Source organism: Virgibacillus siamensis (assembly GCF_900162695.1).
Taxonomy (GTDB): Bacteria; Bacillota; Bacilli; order Bacillales; family Amphibacillaceae; genus Lentibacillus; species Lentibacillus siamensis_A.
In genome coordinates, this window is the sequence record NZ_FUIH01000007.1 from 1,789,020 (window position 1) to 1,811,841 (window position 22,822).

General features: G+C 42.2%; 18 protein-coding genes, 1 rRNA gene, 1 riboswitch and 1 other annotated feature. Of the genes, 6 read left to right on the plus strand and 13 right to left on the minus strand.

Annotated features, from left to right (window positions below):
• Positions 1 to 32: 32 nt before the first annotated feature.
• Both B1K71_RS12835 and B1K71_RS12845 read right to left on the minus strand, forming a co-directional pair.
• Positions 33 to 1,596, minus strand: a 16S ribosomal RNA gene (locus tag B1K71_RS12835).
• 422 nt (positions 1,597 to 2,018) lie between these two features.
• On the minus strand, positions 2,019 to 2,324 hold the full coding sequence (locus B1K71_RS12845) for a rhodanese-like domain-containing protein (RefSeq protein ID WP_077327629.1): 306 nt from the start codon (positions 2,322 to 2,324) through the stop codon (positions 2,019 to 2,021).
• A gap of 109 nt (positions 2,325 to 2,433) precedes the next feature.
• On the opposite strand from B1K71_RS12845, the gene B1K71_RS12850 reads away from it, so the two are divergent.
• A complete protein-coding gene (locus B1K71_RS12850) occupies positions 2,434 to 3,204 on the plus strand; it encodes a hypothetical protein (protein WP_139343331.1) in 771 nt (256 codons plus the stop codon).
• A gap of 50 nt (positions 3,205 to 3,254) precedes the next feature.
• Here the strand turns inward: B1K71_RS12850 and leuS are convergent, their stop codons facing one another.
• A complete protein-coding gene (leuS, locus tag B1K71_RS12855) occupies positions 3,255 to 5,672 on the minus strand; it encodes a leucine--tRNA ligase (RefSeq protein WP_077327634.1) in 2,418 nt (805 codons plus the stop codon).
• Positions 5,673 to 5,716: 44 nt separating this feature from the next.
• Positions 5,717 to 5,928: a binding site (T-box leader), on the minus strand.
• 123 nt (positions 5,929 to 6,051) lie between these two features.
• Here leuS and B1K71_RS12860 point away from each other — a divergent pair.
• Positions 6,052 to 6,621, plus strand: a complete 570-nt coding sequence (locus B1K71_RS12860) for a class I SAM-dependent methyltransferase (RefSeq protein WP_077327637.1) — start codon at positions 6,052 to 6,054, stop codon at positions 6,619 to 6,621.
• Here B1K71_RS12860 and B1K71_RS12865 read toward each other — a convergent pair.
• Entirely contained in the window at positions 6,618 to 7,700 is a 1,083-nt protein-coding gene (locus B1K71_RS12865; protein WP_245799266.1) for a tetraprenyl-beta-curcumene synthase family protein, read from the minus strand. The genes B1K71_RS12860 and B1K71_RS12865 overlap by 4 nt on opposite strands.
• Positions 7,701 to 7,786: 86 nt before the next feature.
• On the opposite strand from B1K71_RS12865, the gene B1K71_RS12870 reads away from it, so the two are divergent.
• Positions 7,787 to 8,314 (plus strand): gamma carbonic anhydrase, encoded by a 528-nt coding sequence (locus B1K71_RS12870; protein ID WP_077327641.1) that lies wholly within the window; start codon positions 7,787 to 7,789, stop codon positions 8,312 to 8,314.
• 92 nt (positions 8,315 to 8,406) lie between these two features.
• On the opposite strand, the gene asnB is transcribed toward B1K71_RS12870, so the two are convergent.
• Both asnB and metK read right to left on the minus strand, forming a co-directional pair.
• A complete protein-coding gene (asnB, locus tag B1K71_RS12875) occupies positions 8,407 to 10,311 on the minus strand; it encodes an asparagine synthase (glutamine-hydrolyzing) (RefSeq protein WP_077330225.1) in 1,905 nt (634 codons plus the stop codon).
• A 421-nt stretch (positions 10,312 to 10,732) separates the two neighbouring features.
• The gene (metK, locus tag B1K71_RS12880; protein WP_077327643.1) at positions 10,733 to 11,932 is read right to left on the minus strand and encodes a methionine adenosyltransferase; all 1,200 of its coding nucleotides are present in this window, start codon (positions 11,930 to 11,932) and stop codon (positions 10,733 to 10,735) included.
• Positions 11,933 to 12,064: 132 nt separating this feature from the next.
• Positions 12,065 to 12,172, minus strand: a riboswitch (SAM riboswitch).
• Positions 12,173 to 12,378: 206 nt separating this feature from the next.
• Here metK and pckA point away from each other — a divergent pair.
• The 3 genes from pckA to B1K71_RS12895 all read left to right on the plus strand — a co-directional run bounded on the left by pckA (position 12,379) and on the right by B1K71_RS12895 (position 15,865).
• A complete protein-coding gene (pckA, locus tag B1K71_RS12885) occupies positions 12,379 to 13,968 on the plus strand; it encodes a phosphoenolpyruvate carboxykinase (ATP) (protein ID WP_077327646.1) in 1,590 nt (529 codons plus the stop codon).
• Positions 13,969 to 14,262: 294 nt separating this feature from the next.
• Positions 14,263 to 15,036 (plus strand): ABC transporter ATP-binding protein, encoded by a 774-nt coding sequence (locus tag B1K71_RS12890; RefSeq protein ID WP_077327648.1) that lies wholly within the window; start codon positions 14,263 to 14,265, stop codon positions 15,034 to 15,036.
• A gap of 16 nt (positions 15,037 to 15,052) precedes the next feature.
• Positions 15,053 to 15,865, plus strand: coding sequence for an ABC transporter permease (locus tag B1K71_RS12895; protein ID WP_077327651.1), 813 nt, complete (start codon positions 15,053 to 15,055; stop codon positions 15,863 to 15,865).
• Between the two features lie 112 nt (positions 15,866 to 15,977).
• On the opposite strand, the gene ytkD is transcribed toward B1K71_RS12895, so the two are convergent.
• From ytkD to menB, 7 genes are all read right to left on the minus strand, one after another.
• Positions 15,978 to 16,442: an RNA deprotection pyrophosphohydrolase gene (gene ytkD / locus B1K71_RS12900; protein WP_077327654.1), complete on the minus strand. Its 465-nt coding sequence runs from the start codon at positions 16,440 to 16,442 to the stop codon at positions 15,978 to 15,980.
• A 33-nt stretch (positions 16,443 to 16,475) separates the two neighbouring features.
• On the minus strand, positions 16,476 to 17,081 hold the full coding sequence (locus B1K71_RS12905; RefSeq protein WP_077327657.1) for a hypothetical protein: 606 nt from the start codon (positions 17,079 to 17,081) through the stop codon (positions 16,476 to 16,478).
• Positions 17,082 to 17,271: 190 nt separating this feature from the next.
• The gene (locus tag B1K71_RS12910; RefSeq protein WP_077327660.1) at positions 17,272 to 17,592 is read right to left on the minus strand and encodes a hydrolase; all 321 of its coding nucleotides are present in this window, start codon (positions 17,590 to 17,592) and stop codon (positions 17,272 to 17,274) included.
• 100 nt (positions 17,593 to 17,692) lie between these two features.
• Entirely contained in the window at positions 17,693 to 18,538 is an 846-nt protein-coding gene (locus B1K71_RS12915) for an ABC transporter ATP-binding protein (RefSeq protein WP_077327663.1), read from the minus strand.
• Positions 18,539 to 18,872: 334 nt separating this feature from the next.
• Complete coding sequence (locus B1K71_RS12920; RefSeq protein ID WP_077327666.1) at positions 18,873 to 20,405, minus strand: mechanosensitive ion channel; 1,533 nt, start codon at positions 20,403 to 20,405, stop codon at positions 18,873 to 18,875.
• A gap of 78 nt (positions 20,406 to 20,483) precedes the next feature.
• Positions 20,484 to 21,917, minus strand: a complete 1,434-nt coding sequence (locus tag B1K71_RS12925; RefSeq protein WP_077327669.1) for an o-succinylbenzoate--CoA ligase — start codon at positions 21,915 to 21,917, stop codon at positions 20,484 to 20,486.
• Between the two features lie 77 nt (positions 21,918 to 21,994).
• A complete protein-coding gene (menB, locus tag B1K71_RS12930; protein ID WP_077327672.1) occupies positions 21,995 to 22,813 on the minus strand; it encodes a 1,4-dihydroxy-2-naphthoyl-CoA synthase in 819 nt (272 codons plus the stop codon).
• Between the last annotated feature and the right edge of the window lie 9 nt (positions 22,814 to 22,822).

Sequence of the window (22,822 nt, forward strand, 5' to 3'; positions counted from 1 at the left end):
CCGTGACGCCTGCGCTTTCTCATAATCCTTAGAAAGGAGGTGATCCAGCCGCACCTTCCGATACGGCTACCTTGTTACGACTTCACCCCAATCATTGGCCCCACCTTCGGCGGCTGGCTCCAAAAGGTTACCTCACCGACTTCGGGTGTTGCCAACTCTCGTGGTGTGACGGGCGGTGTGTACAAGGCCCGGGAACGTATTCACCGCGGCATGCTGATCCGCGATTACTAGCGATTCCGGCTTCATGCAGGCGAGTTGCAGCCTGCAATCCGAACTGAGAATGGTTTTATGGGATTTGCTGCACCTTGCGGCTTCGCTGCCCTTTGTTCCATCCATTGTAGCACGTGTGTAGCCCAGGTCATAAGGGGCATGATGATTTGACGTCATCCCCACCTTCCTCCGGTTTGTCACCGGCAGTCACCTTAGAGTGCCCAACCTAATGCTGGCAACTAAGATCAAGGGTTGCGCTCGTTGCGGGACTTAACCCAACATCTCACGACACGAGCTGACGACAACCATGCACCACCTGTCACTCTGTCCCCGAAGGGAACACGCTGTCTCCAGCGCTTGCAGAGGATGTCAAGACCTGGTAAGGTTCTTCGCGTTGCTTCGAATTAAACCACATGCTCCACCGCTTGTGCGGGCCCCCGTCAATTCTTTTGAGTTTCAGCCTTGCGGCCGTACTCCCCAGGCGGAGTGCTTAATGCGTTAACTGCAGCACTAAGGGGCGGAAACCCCCTAACACCTAGCACTCATCGTTTACGGCGTGGACTACCAGGGTATCTAATCCTGTTCGCTCCCCACGCTTTCGCTCCTCAGCGTCAGTTACAGACCAGAGAGTCGCCTTCGCCACTGGTGTTCCTCCACATCTCTACGCATTTCACCGCTACACGTGGAATTCCACTCTCCTCTTCTGTACTCAAGTCCTCCAGTTTCCAATGACCATTCGCGGTTGAGCCGCGAGATTTCACATCAGACTTAAAAGACCGCCTGCGAGCGCTTTACGCCCAATAATTCCGGACAACGCTTGCCCCCTACGTATTACCGCGGCTGCTGGCACGTAGTTAGCCGGGGCTTTCTGGTCAGGTACCGTCACGGTACCGCCTTATTCAAACGGTACTTGTTCTTCCCTGACAACAGAGTTTTACGATCCGAAAACCTTCATCACTCACGCGGCGTTGCACCGTCAGACTTTCGTCCATTGCGGATGATTCCCTACTGCTGCCTCCCGTAGGAGTCTGGGCCGTGTCTCAGTCCCAGTGTGGCCGATCACCCTCTCAGGTCGGCTACGCATCGTTGCCTTGGTAAGCTCTTACCCCACCAACTAGCTAATGCGCCGCGGGCCCATCTGTAAGTGACAGCTAAAAGCCGCCTTTCATCACGTCACCATGCGGTGACGCGCTTCATTCGGTATTAGCCCCGGTTTCCCGGAGTTATCCCAATCTTACAGGCAGGTTGCCCACGTGTTACTCACCCGTCCGCCGCTCGTTCCACAGACTTCCACCCGAAGGCTTCCGTCTGCTTCCCGCGCTCGACTTGCATGTATTAGGCACGCCGCCAGCGTTCGTCCTGAGCCAAGATCAAACTCTCCAAAGAAAACTCACTTTTGGCTCTTCCAAAAGTGTAGTTGCACTTGTGCAAGTAAGAATCGCTTCTTATTTGCCAAAAAAGTTTGTCTATGATTGACACCAATCAACCATAGGTTTAAGTCTTAGCTTTAAAATTGAATCCAGGGAAAAGCATTTGCTTTTGTCCTGTTTCGCTTGACATACTGGTTATTTTGTTCAGTTTTCAAAGAGCAAAATTACGCTACAATCTTTCGACAGCATAAAAATTATATCATTGTTAATAATGTTTGTCAATACAACATTATTCAACATTTTTTGGCGCTGTTTTTTAACAGCAAAATTAATAATACGCCCCACAAAGAAAATTGTCAATAACTTATTCAAAAAAAAATCAGAAGAAAGCGCAATGATTGTATTACGCTTACCATTACGCTTCCCACCCAAAACTAATCACACAACAACTTCGCCTTTCCAGTCAAGCATGCCACCGGCCATACTTGATACATGAAAACCATGTTCATCCATAAATGCTGCAGCTGACATGCTTCTCCTACCCGAACGGCAAACCATAACGTAATGCTTGTTTTTATCAAGTTCCTGCAGAGAATCTGGAATTTTTTCAAGTTTAATATGTTTTGCGCCTTCTATCATTCCTTGTGCAACTTCATCATCTTCCCGTACATCAATGATCACGTCATTTTCTTTCTCGATCATTTCTTCTACTTCTTCCGGTGTTACCTCATTTATATGATCCATTCAATCAGCCTCCGTATAATAATCTCCCTTATTATCATAACTGCTGCAATGAATAGCTTGCAACCATCTGACACAAAATACACTAACAACGAAAAGCGGGGTTTTATTTATGAAGTATATAATATGTCACATATGTATGGTGCTTCTACTATGTTCAGTCACATCAGTTACTGCAGCCAAAAAAACAACCAGCCTGCCGACACCTGATCAAATCAGCGTATTTAATGAGGATTTAACAGGCGACGGGAAGAAAGAATCAATTGCTTTAAAAGGAATTCAATTTTCAAATGAAAGTACCTTTCTTAAAGATATTTGGGCCAATATTGAAATGAATAATCAAAGATGGAAAATCAGTTATGATGGAGGGTATAAACCTGTGCTGCAGTTTATGGATTTAAACCATGATAAGGTTTACGATGTTTTTTACAAAAGCTCAAAAAAGGTCAACGGAAATGCTTATCACCATCAATTGAACACATTGAAAAATGGAACACTAAAGAAAATCCCTTTACCGACTCAGCGCTATATAAAAGTGCAATTCGCAGATAACTTTCAGATACAGGTTCAATTATCACCAAATGAGAAAGCAGTTACGACCAGTTTCAAAAAGCGGGCATCCGAATATATCCAACACGGAATTTATACTAAAAATGGGGAATTGCTGGCGGATGCTACTGTGAATGAGGAACCGATAGCATCCTATAATCCGGTTTTTATCAGTAAGCAGAAAGGATACGGGTTAAAAAGCCGTCAACCGATAAAGGGGATATCAAAAGACGATACTCTTGGAACCATTGATACGCTTTGGTATTTTGAAAACGGGAAATGGGTTATCCTGAAAACCAAATGGAATCCGGCCAATCAGAATAAAAAATCCTAATCATCAAAAAGGACCCTGCTCACACAGACGGAGAGCAGGGTCCTTTTTTTCTAATTTGCTACTATATTAACCAATTTACCAGGAACTACGATTACTTTTCGAACTGTTTTTCCTTCAATCCATTCCTGAACCTTTTCATTTTCAAGTGCCAGTTTTTCCAATTCATCTTTTTCAATATCTTTTGGAACGCTTAGTTTCGATCTTACCTTCCCCATTACCTGCAGAACAACTTCTGTTTCTTCTTCAACAAGCTTGGTTGGATCGTAATTTGGCCAATCTTCATATGTGATCGTATCCGAATGTCCAAGCATATTCCACAGTTCTTCCGACAAATGTGGCGCAACCGGTGAAAGCATTTTGACAAAGCCTTCAATATGTTTCTTGGATATCTTCTCAGCTTTATAACCTTCATTAATAAATACCATTAATTGTGAAATCCCGGTATTGAAATGCAGATTATCAAAGTCTTCCGTCACCTTTTTAACTGTCTGATGATAAACTTTATCAAGTGTTTCATCACCATTTCCTTCAATGACTTTATCGGCGATTTCATTCGTTTCTTCGTTCACAACCAGTCTCCACACTCGTTCCAGAAAACGGCGTGAACCATCCAGGCCGTTTGTTGACCATGCAACTGCAGCGTCAAGCGGCCCCATAAACATTTCATACAGACGAAGCGTATCCGCACCATGTGAATGAATAATATCATCCGGATTTACGACATTTCCTTTTGACTTACTCATCTTCTCATGGCCTTCACCAAGAATCATCCCCTGGTTAAACAGTTTCATGAAAGGTTCCTTTGTCGGTACAACACCAATATCATACAGGAATTTATGCCAGAAACGTGCATACAGCAGGTGAAGTACCGCATGTTCCGCACCACCTATATAAATATCAATCGGCAGCCATTCCTGCAATGCTTTTGGATCAGCAAGCTGTTCCGCATTATCCGGATCAACGAATCGCAGAAAGTACCAGCAGCTTCCGGCCCATTGCGGCATTGTGCTTGTTTCGCGGCGACCCTTCATACCTGTATCCGGATCGGTTACATTCACCCAATCACTGTTTGCAAGCGGTGATTCACCGGTTCCGGACGGCTTAATATCATCCATCTCCGGCAATTCCAGGGGCAGTTCTGATTCAGGAACGGTTGTCATCGAACCGTCTTCCCAATGAATGACAGGAATCGGTTCACCCCAGTAGCGCTGTCTTGCAAACAGCCAGTCACGCAAACGATACGTAACCTTTTTCTCTCCTTTGCCAGTATCCTCCAGCCAGTCAATCATTTTGCTGATCGCTTCATCTGTTCTAAGATCATCCAGAAAATCCGAATTGACATGCTTGCCGTCACCTGTATATGCCTCTTTGGAAATATCCCCGCCTGCAACAACTTCAATAATCGGCAGGTCAAATTTGGTCGCGAACTCATAGTCACGTTCATCATGCGCCGGTACTGCCATAATTGCCCCGGTTCCATAAGACATCAATACATAATCGGCAATCCAAATTGGCACCTTTTGGCCATTCACCGGATTAATAGCATACGCACCGGTAAATACACCTGTCTTATCTTTTGCAAGATCTGTTCGTTCCAAATCAGATTTTGTCTGGATTTTATTAATATACGCATCCACTGCATCTTTTTGCTCAGCAGTTACGATCTTATCCACGTATGGATGTTCAGGAGCAAAAACGGCATATGTCGCACCAAAAAGTGTGTCCGGGCGAGTCGTGAACACGGTAAATGTTTCATCAAAACCATCAATTGCAAAATCCACTTCAGCACCTTCTGAGCGGCCAATCCAGTTTCGTTGCATATCTTTAATGCTTTCCGGCCAATCCAAGTCTTCCAGATCTTCCAGCAGCCGGTCCGCATATGCAGTAATTTTCAGCATCCATTGCTTCATTGGTTTACGAACAACCGGATGTCCTCCCCGTTCACTTTTTCCGTCAATAACTTCTTCATTTGCCAAAACTGTCCCAAGCGCCGGGCACCAATTAACCGCTACCTCATCCATATAAGCTAAGCCGTTTTCATACAGTTTGGTAAAAATCCACTGTGTCCATTTGTAATAGTTTGGATCTGTCGTATTGATTTCACGATCCCAATCATACGAAAACCCGAGTTCTTTAATTTGACGTTTAAACGTATTAATATTTTTTTCCGTAAACGCCGCAGGGCTATTTCCGGTATCAAGCGCATATTGCTCTGCCGGCAATCCGAAAGCATCCCACCCCATTGGGTGAAGCACTTCATACCCCTGCATCCGCTTCATGCGCGAATAGATATCAGTTGCTGTATAGCCTTCCGGGTGACCGACGTGCAAACCGGCACCTGACGGATATGGAAACATATCAAGCGCATATACCTTATCTTTATCTGAATACGTATTCGTTTTAAAGGTTTTATTTTTTTCCCAGTATTGTTGCCATTTTTTCTCAATTTCCTTATGGTTGAATGTCATTATGTTTGCCTCCCTTAATCAATAAAAAAAGCCACCCATCCCACTAAAGGGACGAGAGACTGAATTCCCGCGGTACCACCCGATTTAACACTTCTTTCGTGTTCGCTTGGATCCTTAACGCAGATTCACGGCAGGAACTAATCCTTTCATCCCTGCAGCTTAAAGGCGAGTTCATAAATCTTCAGGAGCAGTTTTCACCAGCCACTGCCTCGCTTGACCCGAACAATTTACTACTAATCCTTTTCAACGCCGATAGTATATGTATATCGAATTTTAATCAAAGTGTGCTGCTTTGTCAAGTTATTGCACAATATTTCGTGAACCAGCGGCTTCGTGATAGAATTATTCTAGTATTTGACAAAGAGAGGCGAGCCTATACATGATTAAAGGAATTATCAATTATTCTCATCACCTGCTAGAAACCGCTGTTGAAAAAGGAGACACCGTTATTGATGCCACATGCGGCAACGGCCATGACGCTGTCTTTCTGTCAAAACTGGTCGGTGAAAATGGACAAGTATTTGGGTTTGATATACAGGAACAGGCTGTCATCAATACACGAAATAGACTTGCGATGAATGGTTACACCAATGCAACCATCATCCAGGACAGTCACAGCAATTTTATTCATCATATTGCAGTTGACCAGTTAACGAAACTAGGCGGTGCCATTTTTAATCTTGGCTATCTTCCCGGAAGTGACAAATCGATTATTACTAAAGGGGAATCAACCATTCTGGCCGTTGAAGGCATTTTATCCCACCTGAAACAAAACGGCCTCGTTGTCTTGGTAATTTACCATGGTCATGAAGGTGGTTCAGAAGAAAAAGAACAAATCATGAAATATGCCCGGTTGCTTGACCAGAAACTTTTCCATGTACTCTATTACGGATTCATTAACCAAAAAAACGATCCGCCTTTTATACTGGCAATCCAAAAAAGAAACTAGTTACGAGACGCCCGTTTTCTTTTCAACGTATAATACATTCTTGTATTCCAATGGAAAAACCAGGTGCTTCCGCCGCTTGTCTGAATTAACTGTTTTGTCATTCCTTCTCCTCCAATTAATTTTTGGACTTTCGGGTCACCAAGGTACAGTCCAATCAGCCCCTGCTGGATCATTTCATGAAAATGGCGGTCAGGGAGCTGCTGTGCCTGCCAGGAGGCTTGTTCGATAAAATGCATAAACCGCCTTTTCATATGTGCTTCATTATCAAAAAAACTGCAGAAATTCAAATCCGCTTCCTTCTGGTCCTCCAGTTGATCAATATAATAATCCAATAAGATATGCAGCCCTTGCATATAAGGAAAATACCCGCGGCAGATTTTTGCTGCTTCCTCATCCGCTATTTTTCTTCCAAGCGAGTACGATACGATGCAAAAAATGCCCAAAGTCGAACCGGCAGCGGCAGAAAATTCATACCAGGCCAACCTAGTTTGCTTACCACTGTTTTTCTCATACCAGTTCTGTAACCTTGACACACGTTCGTCTACACGAACATGCTTATGTACTTGCAAATCACAGTATAAGTGATTCAAATGAAACAGATAGTCACGCACATCGTCATAATTATCAAGGATTCGGATTGTTCGTTGACATACATGGACAAGATCAGCAAGGTATGATCCATCAGACTGTTCCTGCCGCAGCCTATAGTAATTCTCAATGGTGTTCCCGGGGCTTAGCGCATCAACCATAGACTGATGCAACAACCGGAAATCAGCGGGATCGAGTGATGTACTTCTATCGCAAAGATTATCCAGATAGTCACTGATTGTCTGATATGCTACAATAAACCGAACCGCCTCATTCCACCTATCACCTGCCAGCAGCGCATACACAGCTCCCCCTTGACAGTGAAACCGTTTTGACCGAATACTTGCGAGTGCCTGTGTACGCAGCTCAGCGTCGGGAATTGCAGCAGCCCGCTTCTTCCAATACTCCAGTTCTTTTTTGACGGCAGGAAAGATCCTTAAATACACATTTGCCATTAATGTCAGCGATGATTTCGGCAGCTTAACTTCCAATGTTGCTCCTCCGTTTCTTTCGTTCGATACCAATTTATACAGTTTGCTATAATACATATATGACCATATTTTGAAGGGGGATTCAAATGATTCATCATTATAAAGAATTATACCCAAAAATCGACAATTCCGTATTCATCGCACATGACGCCGAAATTATCGGCGATGTAACAATCGACGAACAATCCAGTATCTGGTTCAAAACAGTCATACGCGGAGATGTTGCCCCTGCCCGGATTGGAAAGCGGGTTAGTATCCAGGATTTATCCATGCTGCATCAAAGTCCGGATAACCCGGTCATTGTTGAAGATGATGTAACCGTTGGACATCAGGTAACCCTGCACGGATGTACAATCCGTAACAATGCATTAATTGGCATGGGGTCCGTTATTCTGGACGGGGCAGAAATAGGTGAGAATGCTTTTGTCGGGGCAGGAAGCCTCGTACCACCGGGCAAAAAAATTCCGCCGCACACGTTGGCTCTTGGGCGCCCTGCCAAAGTAGTGCGATCCTTGACCGATGCAGACTATCAGGAAATGAAGCGTGTACTGCACTCGTATGTGGAGAAAGGTCAATACTATAAGCATCATACGAAACTTGGACAGGACTTTTAACATTTAACAGAGAAAACATTCCTGAGTTCCCGCGTTATTCGAGCAAATTCAAAAAACAGGCAATAACGGTACAGCCGCTATGCCTGTTTCATTTATTGTGTTACTTTTTCGATTACGCTATCCGGTTTACTTAACGCATTAACATCAAACTTATTTTCGATATTAATTTGGTGCCACAGCATAAACATAAGAACTGTCCATATCTTTCTGCTGTAATCCCCTTTTCCTTGACAATGCGCATCAAGAAGCCGGATGACATAGTCTTTATGAAGCAAATGATCGGTCTGGCTTTCCTGAATCAACTGCTTCGCCCATCCATTCAACTCATTCTTCAACCAGTGACGTATCGGAACCGGAAATCCAAGTTTTTTACGATCAAGTACATGGTCCGGAATAATTCCCCGTGACGCCTGACGCAAAATGCTCTTAGTCGTGCCATTAGCAATCTTCATATCTACCGGAATCTGGCTGGCCACTTCGAACACGTTCTTATCTAGGAATGGCACACGCAGTTCCAATGAATTTGCCATTGTCATTCTGTCTGCCTTCAGCAAAATATCCCCGCGCATCCATGTATGAATATCCACATACTGCATTTGGTTAACAAGCGGATAATCCTGCACTTCATCAAAAAGCTTTTCCGTTACTTGCTGGTAAAAAACATTTTTGTCGTATGTCTTCAATAACTCCTGTTTCTCCACATCTTCAAACATTTTGGCATTGCCGATATAACGGTTGCGGAGTGGTGTTGTTCCCCGTTCCAAAAAGCTTTTGCCGCGAACACCTTCCGGAATAGCATCTGCTACACGTGCAAGCAGTGATTTAGCCGGTGTTGGAATGGAATTGAACATTCTCAATGATTCCGGTTCGCGGTAAATATTATATCCGCCGAATAACTCATCAGAACCTTCACCTGATAAAACAACTGTGACATGTTTTCGTGCTTCCCGTGCCAGGAAATATAACGGAACACATGACGGATCTGCCAATGGATCATCCATATGCCACATGATTTTCGGCAGTTTTTCCACATATTCTTCAGGTGAAATAATATAGGAGATGTTCTCTACATCCAGCTTTTCCGCTGTTTCTTTGGCAACATCCACTTCTGAAAAACCTTCCCGTTCAAAACCAACTGAGAATGTTTTAATATTCGGATTGAATTTTTTAGCCATTGCAACAATGATGGTGGAATCAATTCCACCGGATAAAAATGAACCAACTGGAACATCACTGCGCATATGAACATTGACAGAATCATACATAACATCCTGAATCCGCTTTATCCAGTCCTGCTTTTCCATTAACACAGGGTTAAATGTTGCATGCCAATACCGGGTAAACTTCAGTTCTTCCCCGGGCTTTGTCACAAAATAATGGCCAGGCTCCATTTTTTTAATGCCTTTTGTCATGGTTAAAGGCTCAGGCACAAATTGGAAGCTCAAATAGTGCTGCAGCGCCGTATAATCCACTTCTTCGTCTTCCATCATTAATGTAATGCTTTTCTTCTCAGAGGCAAAAATTGTTCCTTGATTGGATTCTTTGTAAAACAATGGTTTTATACCAAATGGATCCCTTGCACCGTATAATGTTTCCTTCTCCTTGTCCCAGATAATTATGGAAAACATCCCTCGCAAGTACTGAAATGCATCCTCTTTATGTTTGGAAAATAAAGCTGCAATTACTTCCGTATCGGATTCGGTCGCAAATGTGTATCCTTCTTTAAGCAAATCCTCTCGTAATTCAACATAATTATAAATTTCCCCATTAAAAATAAGCCAGATTTTGTCATCATCATAACTCAATGGCTGCTGGCCGGACTCAATGTCAATAATACTTAGTCGTCTGAATCCGAAAGATACATAGTCGTCATGATAATACCCTTCATCATCCGGACCTCTATGTGTAATAATATTGTTTTGATTTTCAAATTCATTTAATTGATTTGCATTCATTTCAACTGGTTTGTTTCGCAGTATTCCTATAAAACCGCACATCTTTTTTGCCTCGCTTTCATTCATGTTGAACCCTTAAGATTATACCATAAATGTAGAATCTTTACGAAAGGACTTATATTATGCCCGAACAGGATAATCACGTTTGTCACAACCCACAGAATCCATTTTTCAGACAAAATTCAGGGCTGGGACAAAAGTGTGTTATCCAAAGAAAAAAACGAACAACCAATTAGAAAATGGAGCGTCTAGCCGCTCCGGAAATATACTTCGCTTTCCGCGGGCAGCTGTTGAGCCTCCTCGTGCTTACGCACTGCGGGGTCTCATCTAGGCTTTACTTCCCGCAGGAGTCTCCGTATATTTCCTACGCTAATTCTCTAATTGTTCGTCTTTTTAATAACACGTTTTGTAATGTCCCAGCCACGTTTTGTCTAAAAAGAAGTGCATTTAGCACCTCTCTCTATTATTCATTTATAATAGCTTGCAGTTCCTCGATCTTGTCTGTCTTTTCCCATGGAAATAATATATCTGTTCTGCCGAAGTGTCCGTATGCGGCTGTTTTTTTATAGATTGGACGCTGCAAATCCAACATCCGGATGATTCCAGCCGGCCGCAGATCAAAAATCTTTCTAGTTGCTTTTTCCATTTCAGATTCAGCAACAGTACCGGTTCCAAATGTGTTAATGGAGATTGAAACCGGCTCTGCTACACCAATCGCATATGCCAGCTGCACTTCACACGTTTTCGCCAGTCCTGCAGCAACGATATTTTTGGCCACATAACGGGCTGCATATGCAGCAGAGCGATCAACTTTGGTTGAATCCTTACCACTGAAAGCACCACCACCGTGTCTTGCATATCCACCATACGTATCCACAATGATTTTGCGCCCGGTTAAGCCGGCATCCCCCTGTGGACCACCGATCACAAACCGGCCCGTTGGATTGATAAAGAATTTTGTTGATTCATCAAGCAGATTCGCTGGAACAATCGGACGTATAACATGTTCAATTAAATCTTTTTCAATTTGTTCGGTCGAAATGTCCTGATGATGCTGCGTGGAAATAACAATCGTATTGACTTTAACCGGTTGATTATTTTCATCATATTCTACCGTAACCTGTGTTTTACCATCAGGTCGCAAATAATCCAATATATGATCTTTCCGGACATCTGCCAGCCGCTTTGACAATTTATGCGCAAGTGAAATCGGCAATGGCATTAATTCCTCTGTTTCATCACAGGCAAAACCAAACATCAAACCTTGGTCCCCTGCACCAATAGAAGCAATTTCTTCATCGGTTTTATTCCCTTGTCTTGTCTCATATGCCGTATCAACCCCGCCGGCAATATCAGCTGACTGTTCATCGATAGCAGTCAGTACAGCACATGTTTCAGCATCAAATCCGAATTTTGCCCGCGTATACCCAATATCTTTGATAGTCTGGCGCACAATTGCAGGAATATCTACATATGTAGTAGTAGAAATTTCCCCGGATACCAATACTAATCCTGTAGTAACAGTTGTTTCGCATGCGACCCTTGCATTAGGATCATTTTTTAATATTTCATCCAAAATGGCATCTGATATTTGATCACAAATCTTGTCCGGATGACCTTCTGTAACCGATTCAGATGTAAACAAACGACGATTTGCAGTCATATGACTAAATCCTCCCCTAAAATAGATGGTACGGAAATCTGTCTATTCAGTGTATGATTATGTTTTAATAAGGTTAGAAAAAATAAAAAAACCTTTCCCGTAATCATGAGGAAAGGAATGTGCAGCCTTTCGCTCTTATTGTCCAAGGATAAATCCTTGCTTCAGGTTAGCACCTTTTCACATAACGTGACGGTTGCTGGGCTTCATGGGGTCTGTCCCTCCACCGACTCTGAATAAGAGAGTTTCCGCTCGAAATTCAGCTTAACGGAATAGCGCCGTCATGTCAACTCTTAACGTGTGTACACATTTGACAATAAAATTTCATATAATTATTCGTATAATTAGTATGGACTAATCTTGTGAATGTGTTATACTAAATAAACAGATTTACACGATGAATCAAATGCATGTCAATTAAAAATCCATCAAAAAGGTAGGTATCACATATGAACGCGGTGGAACAATCAAAACTTATCAAAGAATTGCTTTCTCATCACAACTTGCAAAATAATCTCTCCGTGCCACAGCTCGTTGAGAAAATATTATCACGCGGTGAGGGAACATTGTCCGCCACAGGTGCTATTCGCGCTACTACCGGTAAATATACCGGACGCTCCCCTAAAGACAAGTTTATCGTACGGGATGAAACAACACAGGATGTTATTGACTGGGGATTGGTCAACCAAGAAATTGACGAAGCTTCCTTTGATAACCTGTACGAAAAAGTGATTGCATATTTAAAAAAGAAAGATGAGCTATACCATTTTAAAGGCTATGCCGGTGCCGATAAAAATTATCGTCTCCCCATTCAGGTTTTTAATGAATATGCATGGCATAACTTATTTTCCAGACAATTGTTTATTGAACCGACAGAGGAAGAAGTAGAATCGCATCAATCAGAATTCACTATCGTATCTGCTCCTACATACAAGGCAGATCCGAAAGTGGACGGAACAAATTCCGAAACATTTATACTTGTTTCATTCAAAAAGCGCACCATTTTGATCGGGGGCACGGAATACGCCGGGGAAATCAAGAAATCCATCTTTTCCGTGATGAATTTCCTTCTCCCGCAACGTGATATTTTATCAATGCACTGCTCAGCAAACGTTGGCCAGGAAGGCGATGTTGCACTGTTTTTCGGCCTGTCCGGAACCGGTAAAACAACCCTTTCCGCCGACCCGTACCGTCGTCTGATTGGTGATGACGAACACGGGTGGAGTACCAATGGTGTTTTCAATATTGAAGGTGGATGTTATGCAAAATGCATTAACCTTTCCAAGGAAAAGGAACCGCAAATATACGAAGCTATCCGATTCGGTTCTGTTTTGGAAAATGTAATTCTGGATGAAGGCTCACGAAATCCTGATTATGATGATACATCTTTAACGGAAAACACTCGGGCTGCCTACACACTTGAAAACATCGATAACATTGTTACACCAAGCGTTGCCGGTCATCCGAATACAATCATTTTCCTAACGGCGGATGCTTCAGGAACCCTTCCGCCAATCAGCAAACTGACTAAAGAACAGGCAATGTATCATTTTCTGAGCGGCTATACAAGTAAACTTGCCGGTACCGAACGTGGCGTAACCGAACCACAGGCAACTTTTTCGGCCTGTTTCGGTTCACCATTTCTTCCGCTTGAGCCGTCAACATATGCTGAAATGCTAGGTGAAAAAATCGATCAATATAATACAAATGTTTTTCTTGTGAATACCGGTTGGACCGGTGGATCGTATGGAACCGGTAAACGGATGAAGCTCTCCTACACCCGGGCAATGGTTCATTCAGCACTTGAAGGTGAATTAAACTCTGCTGAAACAACCAAGGACGATATTTTCGGACTGGAAATTCCAATGCATGTTCCGGGAGTACCGGATGAAGTCCTGATTCCTAAGAAAACATGGAACGATAACGAAGCTTATAACAAAGAAGCTCAGGCGCTTGCCATGAAATTTCATGATAATTTCAAACAGTTCACCCATGCAGGTGATGAAATCAAAAACGCCGGTCCTTTATACCGGGGTTAAAATCAATTGTTTCCTCATCCCACAAGGATTTTTTAATATATGATGGAAAAAGCTTTTGTCAGGTAAATGCTGACTACGGCCTCTCTTCAGGGGCCGTTTTTTTTGTGCCGGTCTGAACCAAAGTGGAGGTAAACTAAACTAGGCATGCACACATTATTGCTTGGCAGCATAGATTAATGACAACACATCTTGAATCGGGAAAAGCTGCTAAAATCTTTTCCGGATCTATTAAAAATGATGAAAGGGAAAATTCAGAATTTGCGGGGAAAACTGAAAAGCTAAGGAGGAAAAGTCATGTCATTTCTTGCCTTAGAAAATATTTCACACCATTACTTTTCAGCAAAAACATTTACAAAAGCATTGGATAATATCACATTCAGCGTCAAAGAGGGCCAAATAACAGCTGTCCTTGGGCCGAGCGGCTGCGGGAAATCCACATTACTTTCCATTATTTCCGGAGAAATTCAGCAAACTGAAGGGAATGTCCTGCTGGATCAGAAGCCTTTAAGCCAATCTGAACACACAATTGGACTTATGCTGGAGCACGACTATCTTTTTCCCCGGAAAACAATTATCGATAATGTACTGATTGGCCCCAAAATATCCGGTCAATTGTCCACCGAAACCAAACAGAGAGCCGTGGACTTATTATATGATGTCGGTCTGTCTAATGTCAGTAAGACTTATCCTAATGAATTATCCAAGGAGATGCGACAACGGGTGGCTTTCATCCGGACTTTAATCACCGACCCGAAAATCCTGCTTATGGATGAACCTTTTTCTGCTCTTGACTACCAGACAAAACTCAAACTCCAGGATCTTTTCGCAAAAACCCTGAGGACATACCACAAAACAACCCTTCTTGTAACACACGACATCGAGGAAGCGATTGCTATGAGTGATCGGATCATTGTCATGGAGTCTGGATCAATTGACAGAATATATGACGTTCCAATCGAGCTCCGTGAGGAAAAACCGTTTTTTGTTCGAAGACATCCAAAGTTTCGGATACTGTTTGAAAAAATTTGGGAAGGATGCCGTAAACATAAAACAGATCCTTTTTATTAACGGGCGGTGGAATCATATGATAGAAGCCAAATCAGATTATCGTCTTTTTAAACAGCAAAAAAATAAACAAAAACGCGGGAAAAGAATTATATTTTTCCAGCAGCTTTTGATACTGATTGCCTTTTTTGGCTTGTGGGAACTGGCAAGCGAAATGCAATGGATTAATCCATTGTTATTCAGTTCACCTTCCCGAATTATCAACTTGCTTATTGAAAATGGTTCAGACGGTTTATTATGGATGCACCTGCGGACAACAATACTTGCAACGTTAGCCGGGATTACGATCGGTACTATTAGCGGAACCCTGATTGCCTGCATACTTTGGTCATTGCGATTTTCCGGCTTGATGAACCCTTATCGAACCATCATATATGCCATGCCAAAAGTAGCACTTTCACCAATTATCATTGTTGCACTTGGTCCGGGATATGCTTCCATCATTGCCATGGGATCGATTATGACGGTACCTGTCACTACATTTGTTGTAAATGCAGCCTTCAGGGAGATTGGCCCCAACTATATCAGAGTTCTAAAAAGCTTTGGTGCAACAAGAGGACAAATTTTTAAGGAAGCTGTACTTCCTGCTGCTCTCCCGACAATGATTTCGTCCTTAAAGGTGAATGTCAGGCTTTCTTTGGCAGGGGTTATTGTAGGGGAATTTCTGATGTCAAAACAAGGGCTTGGCTACCTGATTTTGTATGGATTTCAAACGTTCGATATTACCCTTGCTATGTCCAGCCTACTCCTGTTAACTTTAAGTGCTGCGGTTATGTACAAAATCTTTGAATGGATTGAACAGTACCTGATTAATCCCAAGCATTTCATGTAAAAAAAGGCCGGGACTAAAGCGTTTATCCAAGAAAATCCGAACGACGAATTAGAAAATGTAGCCGCTCCGGAAGTTCAGCTTTTGGATTACACGTTTTTGGTCCCAGCCTCTTCTATTTAAATTTCAGGTATTTCATACAATGAATTAGAACACCATCTTTCATAATAAAGCTGTACAATTCATTTTGATCCACATTTTCCGGGATGGCATCCAACAGAACCGGCCCATCTGTTTCATAATACGTATCCCGATTAAGCAATGACGCGATGTCCGCGTAATAAACATTCTTAATAACATTACCAGCTTTACCCGCGACAAAATACTGGGCAATATAGCGAATTTTCCGGATTGTGCCCCCTGTTTCCTCCATCACTTCCCGAACAGCAGCCTCGCCTGCTGATTCACCTGGCTCAACTTTTCCACCCGGGAATTCAAGACCACGATCTTTATGCCGTGTAAGAAGCCATTTCCCATTATATTTGCAAATTACCCAAACATGCTTAGGCTCTTTGGAAAAAGGGTGATCATCAAAAGATAGCTTTACTTTGTTACGATAATAATCCTTAAACGTATACATAAATAACTTCAACTGCTTTCATTTTCTTTTACATCATTGGTGTTTAATGCTGGTTATTTTCCACTTGCCACCACTATAGGTGAATTCAAACTTTACTGTATAACTGCCATACAAATCATTTTTATTATGCTGGACAACCTGCACCACATTTTTATCCTTACGTATCATATCATAGTCATTCTGTTCCTGAAACCATGACGGTCTCTCAGTCGGAACAACATACAATCCATCAGCCTTCTCCTTGAAATAAAAATCAACATATTTTAATGCAACTTCTCTTGTCGTTACTGTTTCAAACTTATTAAGCAATGCTTCCTTAGAATCGAAATGAATAACCTTGTTATGCTTATCCAAATCCTGTATCAAAATATTCATAAACTGGTTAGTCATTGAAATAACCTTCTGATCCGAAAGCTTTTTCATGTTTTCTGATTGACTTATTTTTTTATGTTGGCTGTCCTTTTCAGAGTTCTGAAAAGCCTGGACTTTTTCAACGCTTGTCCTGGATGCTTTTGGATTGTCACTATACTCGTGAGCTGTAACAGTTTGTACATGTGCAGTTTGGATCAGGAATAATAATGGTAAAACAATCGCCCCGGTAATGATCCATTTAAAATACGTTCGATGGTTATCCTTCATTGCTGTTTCCCCCTCCGTATTTATGTATAAGATGAATTTGGTAATACTATTCCTTTTTTCAGGAAATGTAAACGTAATATACACCTGATATCATACATAATTTCTGCTGAAGGCTCGTATTCCCCGCAAACGACTGTTTCTTTTGATTGAAAAAGAACAGGATCATAAACCCTGTTCCTCCGCAAAATTTTTACATATGATTTTCAGTTAAGACACCCATATTCGTAATATGCTCTTTTGTTGCGTCATTTCCCAGATCATAAATCAACCGATATGCATCCGTAATCCCGGCATCATAATCATCATTCGGTTCATCTTTATGATATGGTCTTATAGGTACATGTGCTCTGAAAAATCCATTGAGATCCGCATCATTCATACGATCTAACTTCGCCCGCAGCAACTGGGCTTCTTCCCATGTCGCATGGATCACAAAATCGGCATTGTTTCCGTATTCAATTCTGGATATTTCCTGGCTTGCCATATTGACATAATATTTTTTTCTTTCCATACTGCACCTCCCATTCTTAATTTGCCTAAGAATCGGAAATGAATGTATAGAAAAACCCATTCATCCCCTTCCCACGGATGAATGGGTTTTGTAAACAAATTCAGTTTAATGCAGCTTCTGATGTGTTTGTTCCGGTCCCGGCACCACCATTGGCATAAATACATCTGCCTCTTCCATGCGGGATACACATCGGTGTTCCGAACATTGGATCAAACGTAACATCACACTTCATCTGGAATACTTCATGAACAAGCTTGCATGTGACGATTTCTTCCGGTTTTCCTTGGGCAAATACTTTCTTATCCCTAATTGCCACAATATGATGTGCATAGCGGCAGGCAAGGTTCAGATCATGCAGTACCATAACCACTGTACGGCCATCTTTTTCATTTAATTCAAACAATAAATCAAGAACATCGATTTGATGTGTCATATCCAAGTAAGTTGTTGGTTCATCAAGCAAAATGGTATCGGTGTCTTGAGCGAGTGTCATCGCAATCCAGGCACGCTGTCGCTGTCCACCGGAAAGTGAATCAACTGTACGATCTTTAAATTCAACCATATTGGTGACATCAAGCGCTTTATTGACTGCCTGATCATCTTCTTTTGACCACTGTTTCAAAAACCCGCGGTAGGGATGACGCCCCTGTTTCACAAGTTCCATTACTGTCAATCCCTCTGGTGTGACCGGACTCTGCGGAAGGATAGCAAGCTTTTTAGCCACTTCCTTCGTACGCATTTTAGCGATATCTGCACCATCCAGTACAATATCCCCGCCTTTTGGCTTGAGGAGCCGTGCCAATGAACGCAGCAACGTAGATTTTCCACAGCCGTTTCCACCGATAAATACAGTGATTTCACCTTTAGGTATTGTTATATCCAAATCATCTATTATAATATCTTCGCCATAGCCAAGCGTTAAATCCTTCGCTTCCAACGTCTGCATATTGGAATCTCTCCCTATGTCATACTTTACATTTAAAATAACGGCAAACCCGGTAGACAAATACTGCTCATACGGGGTCACCTGGAAAACAACATACATATGTAGCCTGATGTATGCACTTACTTTTTTAAAGTACTATTTACAGTTTATGAGGTTTTAGCCTATAAGTCAATGATTTTGAGAATCATTTTCATTCAAAAATTTAAGTTTCAGAATCGACTGAACAAAGAAAGTTTTTATAAAGCGCGTTAAACTGATTATATAAATAAGAAGGACACCCATTCAAATGGATGCCCTTCTTAGGCGATTGGTAATTTGTGCCTTGTCCTTTACTTTAGAGGTTATCTTCCTGATTTTTATCTTTTATTTTGGTTTCTTCTATTGTTTGATCAAACCTTGCTAAATGCTTGCTCGCAAATTCTTTTCCGCCAAGACCGAACGCAAGTCCAAATGCCAGCGCCAACCCGCCGAGAATTAGCGTAAATGCTGTGGTTACGATTGATGTAGCAATGCCAAGCTGTGACAATGCCATAAATACAGCTAATACGATAATCGCATATTTGGCAAATGCAGCAAGGACTTTGCTTGCCGGTCCAGCCAGTAAATTAACGAGAATGGTCTCAACAATACCCGCAATAATTAAAGCAACACCAAGAACAAGTACTGCAGCAAGTACATTTGGTAAATAAGCGGTTATGGCTGATGCAATATCAACCAGAAATTCCAGCTTAATCAATGTTAAAGCCTGTACTGCAAGGAAAAAGACAATCAGGACTTGAACAATATACCCGACAAGTGCCGACGGCTTCATTTTGGAGTCAAATGCATCTTTATTGCCAATCTGTATTTTGGCTGCCAGTCCGTCAAAACCAAGACGCTGCAATAAACCAGTTACAAATCCGCCGATAAATTTACCAAGCCATACGCCCACCAGAATCAGTGCGGCTGCAATCAGAATATTCGGGATCATATTCATAATGTCATTCAGCATAGAAATTGCCGGATCCGTAATTCCGGTAAGTTCAAGCTTTTCCAATGCTGCAATCGTAATTGGAATCATGATTAAAATGAATACAAGATTTCCAACAAACGCAGCAAGACTGGTTCCTTCAAACAGTTTTTGCATTTTTAACTTAATGACGATGCCTTCAGAACCTGCTGCTTTAAGCAGATTAACAACAATTCCTTTAATAATCTTGGCTACGAACCAACCAACGAAGAAAATCAGCGCAGCAGCTATTAATTTTGGAATAAAGGCAAGCAGTGTTGCCAGCAATCCGCTGAATGGTTCTGATACTCCTTGAATACTCAGTGCGTCAAGCACACCAGGAATGAACAGAAGCAGAATCAGATAAAATGCTACCTTTCCGACTGTTTCCAGTGCATTATCGGCATCCTCTTCACTTGCAGAAATTTTCAGTTTGGAGAATACTTTCTCCAGATTTACCTTTTTTCCTCCGGTAACTACCAGCCACTGAACAACTGTAGCAATTGCAAATGCAAGCAGCAGAATCAGTCCTGCCTTAAGAACAGTCGGAATAAAGGCAAAGAAAGTAGAAATTAAATCAGATAATGGATTTGCGATCATATTAAGGTTTAACAAATTAAAGAAAATGATAAACACAATGATCAGCAATATGTAATAAACCACTTTTCCAACTACCCGATTGGAGTTTAAAGGTTTATCACTCGTTCGGAATTTGTTGAACAGTTTCTCGTCCAAATTTGTTTTTCCAAGCGCTTTCTCAATCGCGTTTGCAATCATTTTGGCAACCAGCCATCCTAGCAGTAATGCAATGATTGCAATAACAAAATTCTGCAATCCTTGCATGAAGCCTGAAGATAGATACTGATCCATAAAGTTCATAAAAACTCCCCTTTCCAAGAATGTAGTAATATATTCCTTTTAGGGAGTTTTTTAAACATATTTTCGCAAAACACAACATTAATCGACAAGAAATTCCGACAATTTACCTCTGACAATTTTATTGGACGCATTGCGCGGCAGTTGATCCACAAAAATAATCTTCCTTGGAAGCTTATATTTGGCAAGATGTTGTTGCGCATATTCCAGAATTTTTTCCTTGGTGATCTCGTCCTTTTTCACAACAAAGGCAATCGGAACCTGTCCCCATTCTTCGCTTTCTTTGCCAACTACAGCTGCTTCCTGAATTGATTCAAGCATGGCCAGGACGGATTCAATCTCACTTGGATATATATTCTCTCCGCCGGAAATGATTAAATCTTTTCGACGGTCCACCACAAAAAGAAAACCATCTTCATCGACATAACCAAGATCACCGGTAGATAACCACCCGTCGTGAAAGGAGTTTTGTGTCGCATCGGAATTATTATAATATCCATTCGTGACCATTGGACCTTTGACAAAAATCTCACCAACCCCATTGTCAGCCGCAACGATTTTTAAGCGGGCGGGAAAAAGCGGTTTTCCGGATGACCCCAATTTATCTAAGGCATTGTCGGGACTTAACGTAACAATTTGTGATGAAGTTTCCGTCATGCCATATGATTGAAAAACCGGAATCCGGTGTTCCTTTGCCTTCTCAAGCAGCGATTTTGGCGCGGAACCTCCTCCAAGAAGCATGCTTCTGAAACTGGCCGGATAGCTGGCATCCTCCAGTACATTCACGAGCCTCTTCAGCATGACCGTTACAACAGAGGCTATGGTAACATGCTTCGTCATAATCGCTTCATGTACCTTTCTTTCATCGAATGTCTCCATCAAATAGGCCGGAATTCCATAAATCACACTTCGCAAAAAGATGGACAAGCCGCCAACATGAAAAATTGGCAGGACAGCGAGCCATTTATCTTCACTGTTCAGACCAAAATTAAGCATGGAACCAACTGCACTCCACCAATGATTTCCATAAGTATGCATAACGCCTTTCGGAAAACCGGTTGTACCGGATGTATAAATGATTGTAAATAAATCATCCAATTTTAATTCATTGCGGAGCGTGATCTCCGTTTCATCCAGTTTCTTTATTTCGGAAAATGAATATACAGGAACATCCAAGGTTGGTCCCTGTTCTTTGACAAGTACCGTTTCAACGCCTGCATCTTGAATCTGATAGTTTAATTCTCTGGCAGTAAGACGCATATTCAACATCACAGCAACCGCCCCAAGATAGCTGATTGCGTGAATGGCAATGACCATGTCAACGTGATTAGCTGAGAGTATGCCTACACGTGAATCAGCTGTAACACCAACACTTGCAATTTTTCTGGCAAAATGCTGACTTCTGTTTTTCAGCTCCCGGAATGAAATCAGCGATCCATCTTCACATTCAATCGCAGTTTTCCCGGGGGAAAGCTCTGCCTGCTTTGTCAGCCAATGCGGAATTGTTTCAGACATTTATAAAAAACCTCCTGTATAAAGAAAAGCCTTTGCCAAATAAGCAAAGGCCGTTCACTCGTATTAACACGCAGTCATCACGGAAAACGCGGGAACTTTTTCCAATCCGGTTTTCTTTTTTCTTTAAATGCATCTCTGCCTTCTTTTGCTTCATCGGTCGTATAATACAACAATGTAGCGTCTCCACCCATTTGCTGCAGTCCGGCCCATCCATCAACATCCGCGTTAATTGATCCTTTCAGGAAGCGCAAGGCTGTTGGAGATTTCTCCAGCATTTCACTACACCATTGTAATGTTTCTTCTTCCAGTTGTTCCAATGGCACAACTTTATTGACCATGCCCATTTCATATGCTTCTTCAGCATTATATTGACGGCATAGATACCAGATTTCACGGGCACGTTTATGACCAACCATTCGTGCAAGCAGTCCGGCACCATACCCCGCATCAAAGCTGCCAACCTTTGGACCGGTTTGACCGAAGATGGCATTGTCGGCTGCAATCGTCAGGTCACAAACAACATGCAGCACGTGACCGCCGCCAATTGCATACCCGGATACCATTGCTATCACAGGTTTTGGAATTGTTCTGATCAAACGCTGCAAATCAAGAACATTCAGGCGTGGAACCTGGTCACTGCCAACATATCCACCATGTCCGCGAACAGTCTGGTCCCCGCCGGAACAAAATGCTTTGTCCCCTGCACCTGCAAGAATAACGACACCGATGGATGAATCATCACGGGCATCCGAAAATGCATCAATCATCTCATTCACCGTAAGCGGAGTAAATGCATTATGAACACGGGGGCGGTTCATCGTTATCTTCGCAACACCATCATATTTTTCATAAATAATTTCTTCATATTTCTTTGCTTCTTCCCATTGTACAGTCATTCTTTTCCT

Coding starts and splice junctions, on each gene's coding strand:
- B1K71_RS12845 (WP_077327629.1), bottom strand. CDS start 2,324: ATGGATCATATAAATGAGGTAACACCGGAAGAAGTAGAAGAAATGATC.
- B1K71_RS12850 (WP_139343331.1), top strand. CDS start 2,434: ATGAAGTATATAATATGTCACATATGTATGGTGCTTCTACTATGTTCA.
- leuS (WP_077327634.1), bottom strand. CDS start 5,672: ATGACATTCAACCATAAGGAAATTGAGAAAAAATGGCAACAATACTGG.
- B1K71_RS12860 (WP_077327637.1), top strand. CDS start 6,052: ATGATTAAAGGAATTATCAATTATTCTCATCACCTGCTAGAAACCGCT.
- B1K71_RS12870 (WP_077327641.1), top strand. CDS start 7,787: ATGATTCATCATTATAAAGAATTATACCCAAAAATCGACAATTCCGTA.
- asnB (WP_077330225.1), bottom strand. CDS start 10,311: ATGTGCGGTTTTATAGGAATACTGCGAAACAAACCAGTTGAAATGAAT.
- metK (WP_077327643.1), bottom strand. CDS start 11,932: ATGACTGCAAATCGTCGTTTGTTTACATCTGAATCGGTTACAGAAGGT.
- pckA (WP_077327646.1), top strand. CDS start 12,379: ATGAACGCGGTGGAACAATCAAAACTTATCAAAGAATTGCTTTCTCAT.
- B1K71_RS12890 (WP_077327648.1), top strand. CDS start 14,263: ATGTCATTTCTTGCCTTAGAAAATATTTCACACCATTACTTTTCAGCA.
- B1K71_RS12895 (WP_077327651.1), top strand. CDS start 15,053: ATGATAGAAGCCAAATCAGATTATCGTCTTTTTAAACAGCAAAAAAAT.
- ytkD (WP_077327654.1), bottom strand. CDS start 16,442: ATGTATACGTTTAAGGATTATTATCGTAACAAAGTAAAGCTATCTTTT.
- B1K71_RS12905 (WP_077327657.1), bottom strand. CDS start 17,081: ATGAAGGATAACCATCGAACGTATTTTAAATGGATCATTACCGGGGCG.
- B1K71_RS12910 (WP_077327660.1), bottom strand. CDS start 17,592: ATGGAAAGAAAAAAATATTATGTCAATATGGCAAGCCAGGAAATATCC.
- B1K71_RS12915 (WP_077327663.1), bottom strand. CDS start 18,538: ATGCAGACGTTGGAAGCGAAGGATTTAACGCTTGGCTATGGCGAAGAT.
- B1K71_RS12920 (WP_077327666.1), bottom strand. CDS start 20,405: ATGAACTTTATGGATCAGTATCTATCTTCAGGCTTCATGCAAGGATTG.
- B1K71_RS12925 (WP_077327669.1), bottom strand. CDS start 21,917: ATGTCTGAAACAATTCCGCATTGGCTGACAAAGCAGGCAGAGCTTTCC.
- menB (WP_077327672.1), bottom strand. CDS start 22,813: ATGACTGTACAATGGGAAGAAGCAAAGAAATATGAAGAAATTATTTAT.